The organism is Paraburkholderia sp. PGU19, from assembly GCF_013426915.1.
In the GTDB taxonomy this organism is placed as follows: Bacteria; Pseudomonadota; Gammaproteobacteria; order Burkholderiales; family Burkholderiaceae; genus Paraburkholderia.
Window position 1 is genome coordinate 477,852 of the sequence record NZ_AP023181.1, and the last position, 13,444, is coordinate 491,295.

The 13,444-nt window shown below is 63.6% G+C and carries 10 protein-coding genes and 1 pseudogene; 4 read left to right on the top strand and 7 right to left on the bottom strand.

All coding sequences use genetic code 11. The features are described 5' to 3' along the window. The first annotated feature begins 74 nt into the window (after window positions 1-74). On the top strand, window positions 75-3,020 hold the full coding sequence (locus tag H1204_RS31995; protein ID WP_180734547.1) for an EAL domain-containing protein: 2,946 nt from the start codon (window positions 75-77) through the stop codon (window positions 3,018-3,020). A gap of 110 nt (window positions 3,021-3,130) precedes the next feature. Here H1204_RS31995 and H1204_RS32000 read toward each other — a convergent pair whose 3' ends face one another. After that, window positions 3,131-4,507 (bottom strand): gluconate:H+ symporter, encoded by a 1,377-nt coding sequence (locus tag H1204_RS32000; RefSeq protein WP_243468935.1) that lies wholly within the window; start codon window positions 4,505-4,507, stop codon window positions 3,131-3,133. Window position 4,508: 1 nt separating this feature from the next. On the opposite strand from H1204_RS32000, the gene H1204_RS32005 reads away from it, so the two are divergent. Continuing rightward, on the top strand, window positions 4,509-4,706 hold the full coding sequence (locus H1204_RS32005) for a hypothetical protein (protein WP_180734548.1): 198 nt from the start codon (window positions 4,509-4,511) through the stop codon (window positions 4,704-4,706). A 91-nt stretch (window positions 4,707-4,797) separates the two neighbouring features. Here the strand turns inward: H1204_RS32005 and H1204_RS32010 are convergent, their stop codons facing one another. The 4 genes from H1204_RS32010 to H1204_RS32025 are packed head-to-tail and all read right to left on the bottom strand — an operon-like array spanning window position 4,798 to window position 7,526. Next, window positions 4,798-5,631 carry an AraC family transcriptional regulator gene (locus H1204_RS32010; RefSeq protein WP_180734549.1) on the bottom strand — a complete coding sequence of 278 codons (834 nt, stop codon included), beginning with the start codon at window positions 5,629-5,631 and terminating at the stop codon, window positions 4,798-4,800. Continuing rightward, window positions 5,628-6,350 carry an NAD(P)H-dependent oxidoreductase gene (locus tag H1204_RS32015; RefSeq protein WP_180734550.1) on the bottom strand — a complete coding sequence of 241 codons (723 nt, stop codon included), beginning with the start codon at window positions 6,348-6,350 and terminating at the stop codon, window positions 5,628-5,630. The genes H1204_RS32010 and H1204_RS32015 overlap by 4 nt, the downstream gene beginning before the upstream one ends. After that, window positions 6,343-7,077, bottom strand: coding sequence for an enoyl-CoA hydratase-related protein (locus H1204_RS32020; protein ID WP_180734551.1), 735 nt, complete (start codon window positions 7,075-7,077; stop codon window positions 6,343-6,345). Before H1204_RS32020 ends, H1204_RS32015 begins: the two co-directional genes overlap by 8 nt. Continuing rightward, on the bottom strand, window positions 7,074-7,526 hold the full coding sequence (locus H1204_RS32025; protein ID WP_180734552.1) for a DUF2000 domain-containing protein: 453 nt from the start codon (window positions 7,524-7,526) through the stop codon (window positions 7,074-7,076). The genes H1204_RS32020 and H1204_RS32025 overlap by 4 nt, the downstream gene beginning before the upstream one ends. A 248-nt stretch (window positions 7,527-7,774) precedes the next feature. Between H1204_RS32025 and H1204_RS32030 the strand changes: the two genes are divergently transcribed. Together H1204_RS32030 and H1204_RS32035 are read left to right on the top strand one after the other, a co-directional pair. After that, window positions 7,775-9,442 (top strand): GMC family oxidoreductase N-terminal domain-containing protein, encoded by a 1,668-nt coding sequence (locus H1204_RS32030; protein WP_180734553.1) that lies wholly within the window; start codon window positions 7,775-7,777, stop codon window positions 9,440-9,442. A gap of 77 nt (window positions 9,443-9,519) precedes the next feature. Continuing rightward, the gene (locus H1204_RS32035; protein ID WP_180734554.1) at window positions 9,520-11,436 is read left to right on the top strand and encodes an alkyl sulfatase dimerization domain-containing protein; all 1,917 of its coding nucleotides are present in this window, start codon (window positions 9,520-9,522) and stop codon (window positions 11,434-11,436) included. 80 nt (window positions 11,437-11,516) lie between these two features. Here H1204_RS32035 and H1204_RS32040 read toward each other — a convergent pair. Both H1204_RS32040 and H1204_RS32045 read right to left on the bottom strand, forming a co-directional pair. Then, window positions 11,517-11,765, bottom strand: a pseudogene (locus H1204_RS32040) (VOC family protein); the annotation flags it as partial. Between the two features lie 362 nt (window positions 11,766-12,127). Continuing rightward, window positions 12,128-13,156 carry a LysR family transcriptional regulator gene (locus tag H1204_RS32045; RefSeq protein WP_180734555.1) on the bottom strand — a complete coding sequence of 343 codons (1,029 nt, stop codon included), beginning with the start codon at window positions 13,154-13,156 and terminating at the stop codon, window positions 12,128-12,130. Window positions 13,157-13,444 lie beyond the last annotated feature (288 nt).

The window sequence follows — 13,444 nt, forward strand, 5'->3', positions numbered from 1 at the left end:
GTCGCGCTTCCGCTGCCAGCCGTCGTAGCATGGCAATGAAAATTGGGAATGAAGTCACTGGGGAAATGCAGCAGATGACAAGCGTTAAGTGGGCGTTTCGGGACCGACTGACCGGCTGGGCTTTCCTGCGCTTCTCCGTTTACGTAGCGCCATTTGTGATTGCGCTTGGCACCGTTGCAGTCCTGCTCTGGGGCCCGCGCCAATTCGACACCACGGGGACCGTTCCGCTCAGCTTTTCTGTGATCGCGGATCCGTCGGCGACGCTGTCGCCCGCCGCCGCCATCGAACGCCTGCGTAGTGGTGCACACACCGCCCGCTTCAGTACCCATCTGGCGGAAACGCCGTTCTGGTTCATGCTCACCGCGCCTGCCATGGACAGCGGAGACGCCACATTCGTCGACCTGCCGTCGCGGCATGCGCAAACGATTTCCTGCTGGCGGACGGCCCCCGTCCTCACGCTGCTCGGCGCGGGCGACCGTCACGGCACGAGCGGCGCGATGCGCGACAACAAGGCCGGCTTTGCGCTGAAGCTCGACGGGCATGCGCCCGATGCACAGATCCTGTGCCGGGGCACGTTCTCGGGACCCGCCTATATCAGCGCCTCGGCATCGAGCCTCGACAAGCTCGAAGAGACAACACTCGATTTCTACCAGAGCGCAGCGCTGATTACGGGCGGCCTGCTGACGCTCGCAATCTTCGTGTTCGTGACGGCAATCATCAATCGCGAATGGACTTACGTCATTTTTGCCGCATGGCTGGTCGGCAACCTGCGGCTGAGCGCCAACGCGATGGGCTTCGACACCGAATGGGTGGGCCGGCTCATCCCGCCTGACCATATCGAGTTTTTGCGGGAATTCACGTTCGCGGCCTACTACGTGCTGACCACGACGCTCTTCGTGGAGCTGTTTCGCCGCGAGCTGAAAGCCATCGGTCTGCGCTGGAGCCTGCAGGCTGTGCGGTATGGCGGCTGCGTGCTGATGGCCGCCGCGTTCTTGCTGAGTTACGCGCACTTCATTCCCGTGCTGTGGGCAACCGCCAGTTTCTGCATCCTGGTGCTGACCTACTTCCTCGTGCAGCTGTTCATCAAGGCGCGCTCCCGCACCGTGCTCTGGTATGTCGCGTCGATGGCCATCGTGCTGGTCGCGACGCTGTCGGAAGTGCTCGCCGCCGCGTTCGGTGTGAAAGCGCTGGCCGGAACGCATAGCCCCGTCGTGACGGCGCTGTCGTCGAGCATGCTGTGCGCGTTCGCGATTGCGGAACGGATGCGCGAAGAACGCGAGCGCCGCCGGCAGATGCAGGTCGAGCTGCGCAACACCTATGACGTCACGCCGATCGGCCTTTTCACGCTGAACGGCGAAAGCTGCTTCGTCCGCGCCAATCCGGCGCTGCACTCGATGCTCGGCCTGAATGACGAACACGACGGCACGCGCCGCTGGGCCGACTATTTCGCCCCGGGCGCCGAGCGCGCGCTGGGTGAACTGCTGGAGCGCGACGACTCGGCGTCGATCGAAATCGACGGCACCACGGGCACGAGGACAGAGTCGCGGCGCTACTCGCTGCGGGCGATTCGCGCGAACGGTTTTATCGAAGGCTCGCTCGAGGACGTGACAGACCGCTCGAAGGCGGTCGAGCGGCTGCACTTCCTGGCCGAGCATGATCCCCTCACCGGTCTGCTGAACCGTCGCGGCATCGAGCATGCAATCGACCGGCAATGCGGCGAAAGCGCCCCGTGGGCGCTCGCGTATCTCGACCTCGACCGCTTCAAGCTGTTCAACGACCTGTTCGGCCACGGCACCGGCGACGAAATACTGCGGCATGTCGCGGCGCGCCTCGTCGAGCGTCTCGGCGCCCATATTCCGATCGGGCGCATCGGCGGTGACGAGTTCGTGTGCGTGCTCGCGAACATGCCGATCGACGATGCCATCGTGCGCTGCCGCGAACTCGTCACCGCGTTGAACTCCGCGCCATTTCATGTCGACACGCGAGCGTTCCAGGTCAGGGGATCGATCGGCGTCGTCGAGTGCTCGCAGGGCGAACGGGCGCTGGACGCCCTCGCCTATGCCGACCGCGCGTGCCGCGCCGCGAAACGCGGCGGCAATGCGCGGCTGGTGGCACTGCGCAAGGGCGCGCCGGCGTTCGAGGAGCGCGCCGCCGAAATCAACCTGATCGAGGCGCTGGGACAGAGCCGCCTGCCCGATGGGCTGTTCCTCGTGATGCAACCCATCATGTCGATGCACACGCCGACCGAAGCGCTCGACTTCGAGATACTGCTGCGCATGCGCACGCCGGACGGCGCGGTGGCGACGGCCGCCAAACTGATCGCCGCCGCCGAGGACTCCGGCACGATCGTGGAGATCGACCGCTGGGTGCTCACTACGACACTCGCATGGCTCAGTGAGAACCGCGCATCGCTCTCCACCACCCGCTTCGTGTGCGTGAATCTGAGCGGCGGCTCGCTCAACGACGAACACTTCCTCGACGAGTTGTTCGCGCTGTTCTCGCGTCACGAGGACATCGTTCATTACCTGTGCATCGAAATTACCGAAAGCGTCGCGCTGCACGATCTCGAACATACGGAGCGCTTCATCGCGCGCGTGCACGACATGGGTGCAAAGATCGCCATCGACGATTTCGGCGCGGGTCAGACATCGTTGCGTTACCTGAAGACGCTGTCGGCCGATGCATTGAAGATAGACGGCGAGTTCGTGCGCACGATGTGCAACCATCCCGCCGATATCGCGATCGTGGAGGCGATCATTACGCTCGCACGCAATCTGGGCATGCGCAGCATCGCCGAGTGGGTCGAAGACTTCCAGACCTTGCGCGCGCTGGAGGAACTGGGCGTCGACTATGTGCAGGGCTTCGGAATCGCGAAACCGCAAGAGGCCAAGGATATTCTCGCGGCCTCTTCAGCCGCGAGCTTCGTGACTAATGGCGAACTCGCACGGTATCTGAAAGAACAGCAGACGGTACATCGGGGCGCCGACGATCAGCGAATGGAGCGTGAAAACGCGGTATGAGGCGGGTACGGCCGCGTGTCGCGTTGAACGTCTATCTGAGGCTGGCAAGCAGGCGCTCGCCAGCCCTGGCGGTTCATGGCCTCCGGATGACGGCCGTCACCCAACGAACCTCACACCACAGCCGCGACGCCCAACGTCAGCAGCAGCGCCGTGACGGAGATGAGCGTTTCGCAAACCGTCCACGTCTTGAAGGTCTGCGGCACGCTCATGCCGAAGTACTCCTTCACGAGCCAGAAGCCGCCGTCGTTGACGTGCGACAGAATCAGCGAACCCGCGCCCGTTGCCAGCACCAGCAATTCGGGGCGCACGCCCGTCGCTGTCGAGGCAGCCGCTGCCGCGATCGGCGCGATGATACCCGCGGCCGTCGCCATCGCGACCGTCGCCGAACCCGTTGCGACGCGAATCAGCCCTGCCACCAGCCATGCAAGGATCAGCAACGGCACATGCGCGCCCGTCGCGACATCGACGATCGCCTTCGACGCGCCGCTGTCGATCAGAATGCGCCCGAAGCCCGCACCCGCGCCCACCACCAGCGTGATGCTCGCGGTCGGTGCAAGACACTCGTTGGTGAACTTCAGGATCTGCTCGCGTCCGAAGCCGCGCGTCGTGCCGAACGTATAGAAGCTCAGCAGCACGGCAAGCAGCAGCGCCATGTCGGGGTGGCCGATCAGGTGCAGCACGTCGTTGGCCGTGGTCTTCGCGGGCACGAGCAGATCGGCCCAGCTGCCGACCAGCATCAGCAACACCGGCAACAGCACCGTCAACAGCGTGATGCCGAAGCCCGGCAACGCCTGATTGGCGCGCTTCGCGTCCTGCTCGATGAACTGCTGCGCCATCGGATTCACGCCTTCCAGCACCACGACGCGCGCGACCAGCTTCGAAAACAGCGGACCGGCAAGGGCCGCAGTCGGAATGCCGACGATCAGCGCGTAGAAAATCGTGTGGCCGATATCCGCGCCATACGCGGTGACGGCCAGCAGCGCAGCCGGGTGCGGCGGAATCAGGCCGTGCACGACGGACAGACCCGCGACCATCGGAATGCCGACGCGGATCATCGACGTGCCCGTGCGTTGCGCCACGTTGAACGCAATCGGGATCAGCAGCACGAAGCCCACTTCGAAGAACACGGGCAGGCCGACGAGAAACGCGATACACATCATCGCCCAGTGCACGTTCTTCGGTCCGAACAGGTCAATCAGCGTGCGCGCGATACGCTCGGCGCCGCCCGACTCGGCCATCATCTTGCCGAGCATCGTGCCGAGGCCGACGACGATCGCGATATGGCCGAGCGTGCCGCCGACGCCCGTTTCGAACGACTTGAGAATCGACGTCATCGGCATGCCGACGGCCAGCGCGAGTGCGACCGACACCACCATCAGCGACAGGAAGCGTCGGCGGCTGCGCAGGCGGCGCTGCCGCTCGCGCTCGGCGGCGTCAAGGTGACGCCGCGCATCGGCATGCGCTTTTCTGTATCTGCACGGCCGCACCGTGACGGTCGGCGCGCAGGACGGCACGCTGTTCGCCGCGTCCAGCACCACACTGCCGCGTGATCAGCTAACAGCAGGCGTCAGCCTCGGCATGCAGCCGACGAAAGCGCTGAGCGTGTCGATCGACTACGACGCGCTGATCGCGACGGGACATGCGTCCGCGCAGGCGGCACATCTGCAGGTGGGTTATCGGTTCTGAGCGCGCGAAGTTACGCGGCGGCTCGCGGGCGGCGTGCTTAGGCATGCCGCCGCCGATGCCGCCCTGCCCGCTCGCATGCGGGCTTCGTCGGTCATGAGAACGCCGCCTGATAGACCTTCGGTGTCACGCCCGTTTGCTGCTTGAATACGCGCGTGAAGTGCGACTGATCGGCAAAGCCGGTTCGCGCGCCGACTTCCGCGATGGGTCTGCCGGATCGCAGCATCGGCATGGCGTGACGCACGCGTTCCTGCTGCTGGAACGCATGCGGGCTCAGCCCGGCTTCGCGCTCGAATGCACGCAGCAGCACGAACGGCGTCACGTTGAATTCGCTGGCCAGCGTCGACAGCGTGATGCGTGCGTGCAGGTCTTCGCACAGACGGCTCTTGACCGCGCGAACCAGCGCAGGCTCCCTGCGCACCACAGGGAGACCGGCGGCGCGTGCCGCATGCCGCGCATGCAGCCCGACGACAGCACACGCGAGCGCTTCGCCGCGCTTGAAGGGATCATCGTCCACTTCGGAACACCAGTTCACGCCGTAAAGGTAGCGCGACACCTCGGCGTCGACGATGAACGGGCTCGTCACCTCGAACCGTTCGCGCCGTGGAATGCCGAGCCGCTCGCAATACGCAGCGAGCGCCGCAGGCTGCACGTGTTCGACGCGCATCTTCCAGTGGCCATCGCCAGCGGCTACGCCTGCATGCACGACGTCCGCGTCGATGACGATCACGTCGCCGCGACGGCACAGGCGCCGCTCCTGCCGGACCTCGACCGCGAGCGTTCCGCCTGTGATCACGGCAAGGCAATGGGTGTCATGCGTGTGCGGCGGATACCGGTGGCCGACGAACTGGCCTTTGAGCATGACGGCATCCATGACGTCGGGCGCGCGCCAGAGCTTGACGGAAGGCGTCGGCAATGTGGCTTTCATCGTGATGCGGCCTGTGGAAGCGGACGAAAAATATCATCATAGTCCTCCAGCCGCGGCATCGTCAGCGACGGCTGCTCGTCGAGCCGTTCGACGAAATCGCTCCAACGCGTAAGCATATCCGCCCGCTCGGCTGGCGAGCAGTAAGGAACATGCCACGCGAAGAACGGTTCGAGCACTTCGTAACCGACATAGCCGAGCGTGCCCTGCAGCAAATGACGCAGCATGCCGCGCGCGAGTTCGCCATGAATGCCTTGCGCGCCGAACATGTGCTCGCGTCCGCCCAGCGTCACGCCGATCACGGCCCGTTTGCCCACCATGCCGCCTCGACCGTAGATGCGCTTGCCGCCATACAGCGCGCCCGACAGGAAGCAGCGGTCGATCCAGCCCTTGACGAGCGCCGGCACGGAGAACCAGTAGAGCGGGAACACCAGCATCAGGATATCGCTCGCCATTAGTGCGTCGACTTCGCGCTGGATGTCGGGCGCAACGGCATCGTGTTCGAGCGCATGGCGCTGCTCCAACGCGTAGACGAGATAGTCCTGATTGGCGCGTTCGGTGAAATCGCTCGCGCGGACGACGGGATCGAAGTCGAGCGCATACAGATCGGAAAAGCTCACATGGTCGCCGCGCGCCGTCAGCAGGCGTCGCGCGTCATGTGCCATTGCCGTGCAGAAGGAGCGCGGCTCCGGGTGAGCGTGGACGATATGAACGCTACGCATGAGGGATGGACCTCCATGAAACAGCCGGGATATACGCGTTGAGATACGCGAGCTCGCTCTCGATTGCCTGCGCGGCCGACAGCGTGGCGCCTTCGCGCAACAGGCGTCGTGTGGCCTGAAGCGCGCTCGGCGGCTTTGAAGCGAGGCGCGATGCGTACTCGACGGCCGCTTCGCGCACCTCGGCGTCACGCACCACGCGCGACACGAAGCCACGTTGCAAGGCTTCCGCCGCGCCAACCGGCCGGCCGCTCATCAGCCAGTCGCGTGCGACCAGATCGCCGACCCGGCGAGCCAGCAACGCAGTCGCGCCCGCTTCGGGGACGATGCCCAGGTCGGCGAATGGAAAGCGGAACATCGCGCTTTCGCCGGCGACCACCCAGTCGGCATGCAGCAGCATCGTCGCGCCGAAGCCCACCGCCGCGCCGTTCACAGCGGCGACCAGCGGCTTGGGCTGTTCGGCAAAGGCATTGATGCAACGCGCGACTGCGCCGTCGGCGGTCTGCGGCCAGAGCGAGCCGAATGCAGCTGTGTCGTGACCCGCGCAGAAGCAATCGCTGGTTCCATGCAGCAGCACGCAATGGACGCGCACGTCGCCTTGTGCAAGCCGCAGCGCGTTCGCTAGCGCATCGAACATCGTGCCGTTGAGCGCGTTGCGCTTGTCTGGGCGGTTGATGCCGATGGACCAGACCTGTCCGTCCAGTTCCGATGTGAGGTTGGCGATCATCATGCGAACAGCGCAAAGCCGCCGACCAGTTTGCCGATCCTGTTCCTCGGTCCGACGAGGCCGATTGCGAGGTACTGCATCGAAGGGCCGGACAGCGCGTTGACGGCGTCGAGGAAGGCGTCGTAGTCGGTGGTGGCCTGCCCTTGCACGGGAAAATCCACCACGTCGCAGTGCGTCAGCGATTTCTGCCGAAGCTCGCTCAATTGCTGCGCAGTGGCCTTGAGCACGGGAATGCCGATCGGGATCAGACCGGGATGCGCGGTGCCGTCGCGCTCCCGCAATGGCGCGCCGACGAGATGGCTGTGGCGCTGCCCCAGCGTGAACGCGACGACGGCTGCCGCGTTCGACGCCTTGCCCGGCGCCAGCGCTGCGTCCACGACGATGACGCAGCGCTCGGGCTTGCGGGCGGCTTCTATATCGATCGACGACGGTGCTTCTGCTTGCAAAGACAATTCCCCTCTCCTGATGAACCAACCTTGGAGAGATGCTAGGGAAAGTTTTGTCGAAAGTATTGGACGATTTTGCAGGGCGTCGCCTGATCGCGGGCAAGCCGATCCGACGATAACGCCTCTTCATCTCTGCCCCTACCCGTTTCGGGTAGTCCCGCCTTTCCCACACTGCCTCTATCGTCGTATCGCATACCGCCTGGAGACAGCGACGGCGCGCCCACGCCTGCCGCACAACAAAAAGGAACCCATCGATGACCCGGTCCGCCTCCCCGCCTCTTTCAGGCGAATACGACTATCTCGTGATCGGCGCCGGCTCCGCCGGTTGCGCCGTTGCGGGACGTCTGTCCGACGATCCGACCGTCAGCGTCGCCGTGCTCGAAAACGGCGGCCCCGACGACCACTACCTGATCTGGACACCGGTCGGTCTCGCTAAAACCGTCGTCAAGCCGGGCCCGTACAACTACGGCTACTACACCGAGCCGCAACCGGCACTCGACGGCCGCCGCAGCTATCAGCCGCGTGGACGCGTGCTCGGCGGCTCGTCGTCGCTCAACGGCATGGTGTATATCCGGGGCCATCGCAAGGATTACCACGACTGGGCCGCGCAAGGCTGCACAGGGTGGAGCTACGACGACGTCCTGCCGTATTTCAGGCGCAGCGAAAACAACACGCGCTTTGCCGGCACGGCCAACCCGTGGCATGGAACGGACGGGCCCTTGTACGTCAACGACCTTCGTTCGCCCAACCCGTTTTGCCAGTACTTCCTGCAGGCCGCGCAGCAGGCGGGACACGCACTGAACGACGACTTCAACGGCGCCGAACAGGAAGGCTTCGGCTACTACCAGGTGACCCAGCACAACGGCGAACGCTGGAACGCCGCGCGTGCGTACCTGCACCGCGGCAAGACCGTCGATGGGCGCTACAACGGCGGCCGCCATAACCTGCATGTGCTGACGGGAACGCAGGCGCTGCGCCTCGTGTTCGAAGGCCGGCGCGCGGTGGGCGTGGTGGTCTCGCGCGACGGCGTCGAACAGACCTTGCGCGCCCGACGCGAGGTGATCGTGAGCGGCGGCGTGTTCAATTCACCGCAACTGCTGCTCGCCTCGGGCATCGGTCCGGCGAAGCATCTGCAGGAAATGGGCATCGATGTACGTCACGATCTGCCCGGCGTCGGCGAGAACCTGCAGGATCATCTCGACATCGTCATCAATACGCAGCTCGACAGCACCGATCTGTTCGGCGCCACGCTGCGCGGCGGCTTGCGGCTGTTGAAGGAGATCCGCCGCTACCGGCGCCAGCGTGCCGGCATGCTGACATCGAACTTCGTCGAAGCGGGCGCGTTCGTGAAGAGCCGGCCCGAACTCGATCGCCCCGACCTGAATCTCGTGTTCACGGTCGCGCTGATCGGCAATCGCAACATGGGCAGCCGGCGCAAGCTGGGGCACGGTTACTCGGGGCATATCTGCGTGCTGCGCCCCGAGAGCCGCGGTGTCGTTCGCCTCCGGTCGCCCGACATGCGCGAAGCGCCGCTGATCGATACGCGTCTGATGAGCGCGCCGCGCGACATGGAAACGCTGATCACCGGCATTCGCATCATGCGCGACGTGATGAACCAGCCGGCCATGAAAGACCTCGGTGGACGCGAGATGAAAAGCGAAAGCTTCGCGAGCGAAGAAAGTCTGCGCGCCTTCGTGCGCGGCCACGCCGATTGTTTGTACCACCCGGTCGGCACCTGCCGGATGGGGGCGGCCAGTGACCCGCTTGCGGTCGTCGATAACGAACTGCGCGTGAGAGGTGTCGAGCGATTGCGCGTCGTCGATTGCTCGATCATGCCCACGCTGATCGGCGGCAATACGAATGCGCCCGCGATGATGATCGGTGAAAAGGCGGCGGACATGATTCGTGCCGCTGCGCGCTGATTCGGAAAACCAACAACCTGGATTTAGCGTCCGCGAGTCCTGAGGACGCGGGCGCGACCTGTTAACGGGAGCATTTGATGCCACACCAGACGCCTTATCAATCATTGCCTGCGTCCGCTGTCACTGTGTCCGCGCAAAAGCGTGCGCTGCGCGAACTGCCGCCGGACGATCCCCTTGAAAAAGCCGACGCACGACGTGGTTTCATCGGCACGATTCCCGATGCGGAGATTCGCGGCGCGTACGATCAACTGGTCTGGAGCCTGGCAGACTACCGTTTTCTCGAAGAAGAACGCGCGCCCGCGACGGCTCACCCCGCGCTATGGCGTCACGCGCGGCTGAACACGCTGCATGGGCTGTTCAGGGTCACGGAACGCATCTACCAGGTGCGAGGCTTCGACGTCTCGAACATCACGTTCATCGAGGGCGACAGCGGGCTGATCGTGATCGATCCGCTGACCTGCAAGGAGACAGCCGCCGCCGCGCTCGATCTGTATTGTGTGCATCGCCCGAAGCGCCCCGTTGTCGCGGTGATCTACAGCCACAGTCACGCCGATCATTTCGGCGGTGTGCGTGGCGTCGTCAGCGAGCAGGATGTGATCGCAGGCAAGACAGCGATCATCGCGCCAGTGGGATTCATGGAAGAGGCGGTGTCGGAGAACGTGATGGCGGGCACGGCCATGGCGCGCCGGGCGCAGTTTCAGTTCGGCCACACGCTCCCGCGCAACGCCTGCTGCCAGATCGACTCGGGCATGGGTAAAACCATCCCACGCGGGACCATCACGCTGATCCCGCCGACGCAACTGATCACAGAGCCTTCAGAGACGCATGTAATCGATGGCGTCGAAATCGTGTTCCAGCTGACGCCCGAAAGCGAGGCGCCCGCCGAGATGCACTTCTATTTTCCGCAACAGCGCGCGCTCAATCTCGCCGAGAACGGGACGCGCTCGTTGCACAACCTCTGTCCGCCGCGCGGCGCGCAGGTTCGTAACGCGCAACTGTGGTCGCGCTACCTCGGCGAATCGCTGGACCGCTATGGACGCGACGCGCAGGTCGTGTTCGCGCAGCACAACTGGCCGACGTGGGGCAACGAGCGGATCGTCGACTACCTGGAGGCACAACGGGATCTGTACAAGTTCCTGCACGACCAGACCGTGCGGCTCATGAATCGCGGACTGAATGCCGTCGAAATCGCCGAGCAGATCCGGCTGCCCGATGCGTTACTCAACAAGTGGCATACGCGTGGGTACTACGGCACTGTATCGCACAACGTGAAGGCGATTTACCAGCACTATCTGAGCTGGTACGACGGCAATCCGAGCCACCTGCATGCGCTGCCGCCGGAAGCGTCGGCGTCCCGCTACGTCGAGTATATGGGCGGCGCCGATGCGATTCTCGAACGTGCCCGTGTGGATTTCGAAAAAGGCGAGTACCGGTGGGTCGCGCAAGTGATGAATCATCTGGTGTTCGCCCAGCCGCGCTTGCGCGAGGCGCGCGAACTCGGCGCGGCTGCGCTGGAGCAGATGGGCTATCAGGCGGAATCGGCGACGTGGCGGAACGCGTTTCTGCTCGGCGCGCGCGAGTTGCGCGAGGGGCGCGGCGATGCTTCGACACAATTCGGCAACCGCAGCCGTGACATGGTGTGCACGATAACGGAAGAAATGTTCTTCGACTACCTTGCGGTAAGAGTCGATGGTTTGAAGTCGCAGCATCTGAAGATGCAGATCGACTGGCGGTTCACGGATAGTCGCAGGCGGTTCACACTGAGTCTGCAACATGGTGCGTTGACGTGGTCATCGTCCGTGCGTGGGGAAGGTACCGATCTGCACGTTTCGATGTCGAGGCAGACGCTGAATCGCATTCTCTGTGGCGAGACGGGCTTCAAGGATGCTGTCGCGGCGCGTGAGATTCAACTGGAAGGCGATGTTGCGCTGTTCCGCGCGCTGCTCGAAACGCTGGACCAGTTCGACGGCGATTTCAATGTCGTCGAGCCGTAGTCCGTCTAGTCCGACACCACGGCCGCCTTGCCCTACTCTAATCATAAAGATCATTCAGATCCTTTATGATCAGGCCATTCTTAGTTGTCGAATGTGCTGCGATTTTCAGGCGCCGCGTCGCGGCGTGTGTTCAATTCGAACATCACACCGCCCGGCGCGGGGCAGAAAAAGCGCGAGCCGCGGCCATTATTGAAAATGCCGGTTTCCATCTGCACGCCGTCCGCCTTGAAACGCTCATACAACGTGTGAACATCATCGACGCCCGGCAGTTCGAAGCCGACATGAAAGCTCTTCGGCCATGCCGGGACATCGTCGCTGGCGTGATCGATCGTTCATTCCATGTTTTCCTTGTGGTGTCTCGTGCCGTCAAAACGGTGCAACGAAACCTATTCTGCGGGCCACGGGATCACGGAATGAAGATGCGGGCCACCCGCCAGGAAAACAGAAATCAGATAGCGCCGCTGAATGAAACGGCAATGGCAAGTCCGATATTGATTACGACCAGCACGATCCAGCCAGTCAACGCCCATAGAGGTTCGACACGAAGCATGATGCCCTCCAACCAGGTATCGACGGCGCGTCGATATGACTGAATGGTAGGAGGCGCGCTTCTGCACCGGTAGATACACGCGAGAACACTCACCGTTTCCGCGTGAGCACCAATGCGCACCTCTAAGCGACGATCAGCGCATCACACCTGACGCTCGCTTTCCCGCGAATCGATATAGAAATCGTCGAGGCAAAGCAGATTCAGCGCCCGGATATGCTCAGTCATGAAATCGACGAACACACGGATGCGCGAAGGCAGATGCTGTCGGCAGAGGTAGCAGATGTAGTGTCCCCGATCGTCCGGCACGTGCCGCCTCAAGGCCATCACGAGTTCATTGCGCGCGATGTGATCGGCGACCAGATAGCCCGGCAATTGCGCGATGCCGCGCCCTTCGAGCACCGCGTGCAATACCAGGTCCGCATCGTTGAACGTCAATCGGGCCGTCGGCAGGAACTTGCGCATATGGCCGTCGACCTTGAACTCCCACTCGTAGACGCGCCCGCCCGAGAACCTGAGGTTGACGCATTCATGCCGCGCCAGTTCTTCGAGCGTCATGGGCAAACCATGTTCTTCGGCGTAGAGACGCGACGCGCACAGCACCATTTGCATCGGCACCAGCTGCTTCGCAATGATGCTGGAGTCCTCGATGCAACCGTCGCGAAACGCCACGTCGATCTGCTCGGCGGCGAAATCCGCTGGCTTGTCATCAAGGATGAGGTCGACGGCGATATCGGCGTAAGCCTCGCAAAACTGCGCAAGCAACGGCGCCACGACCTTGCGCCCGAAGCCCACATTCGAACTGATGCGAAGCATGCCGCGCGGCGGACCATGGCGCAGATCGAGCATGTCGTTCATGGCGTCGACGATATGCGTCACACCCTGATTACAGTTTTCGAAGAAGCGCTCGCCCTCGCGGGTCAGATGCGTGGACCTCGTCGTGCGGAGAAATAGGCGGGTACTGAGTTGCGATTCAAGCTTCTGAACATTGCGGCTGACGGCCGAGCGCCCTATTCCCAGACGCTCGCCCGCTTTCGCAAAACTGCCTTCCGTCGCGACCGCCATGAAGGCGATGATTCCTGCGTAGCTCGTCGAAAAACAGGTGGACAGGGCGTCGGCCGGGTTGGGCAAGCCAACGCGAAAAGCATGCAGCGATGCATCCGAATGATCCATCGACGGTTCCCACATTTTGGCGCGTGTGCGGAAGTAATCTGCCTCGCCCGCTGAAAGGAGAAGGCACTTTGCGAAGCGGCCCCGCAGTACGCCCGGCGCGGCCCCCTTTCGGCGGGGCCGCCTTTCGGCGCGGCCGGCTTTCGGCGGGGCCGGCTTTCGGCGGGGCCGCCTTTCGGCGGGCTTTCTCAGTGTAGGACACATCGAACCGATGTGGGACCGCTTCCCGTCCCTGCGTATTTCGACTGAACAAAAAGCGCGCCGCGGATTGACGCCATTCTGGAAACACCG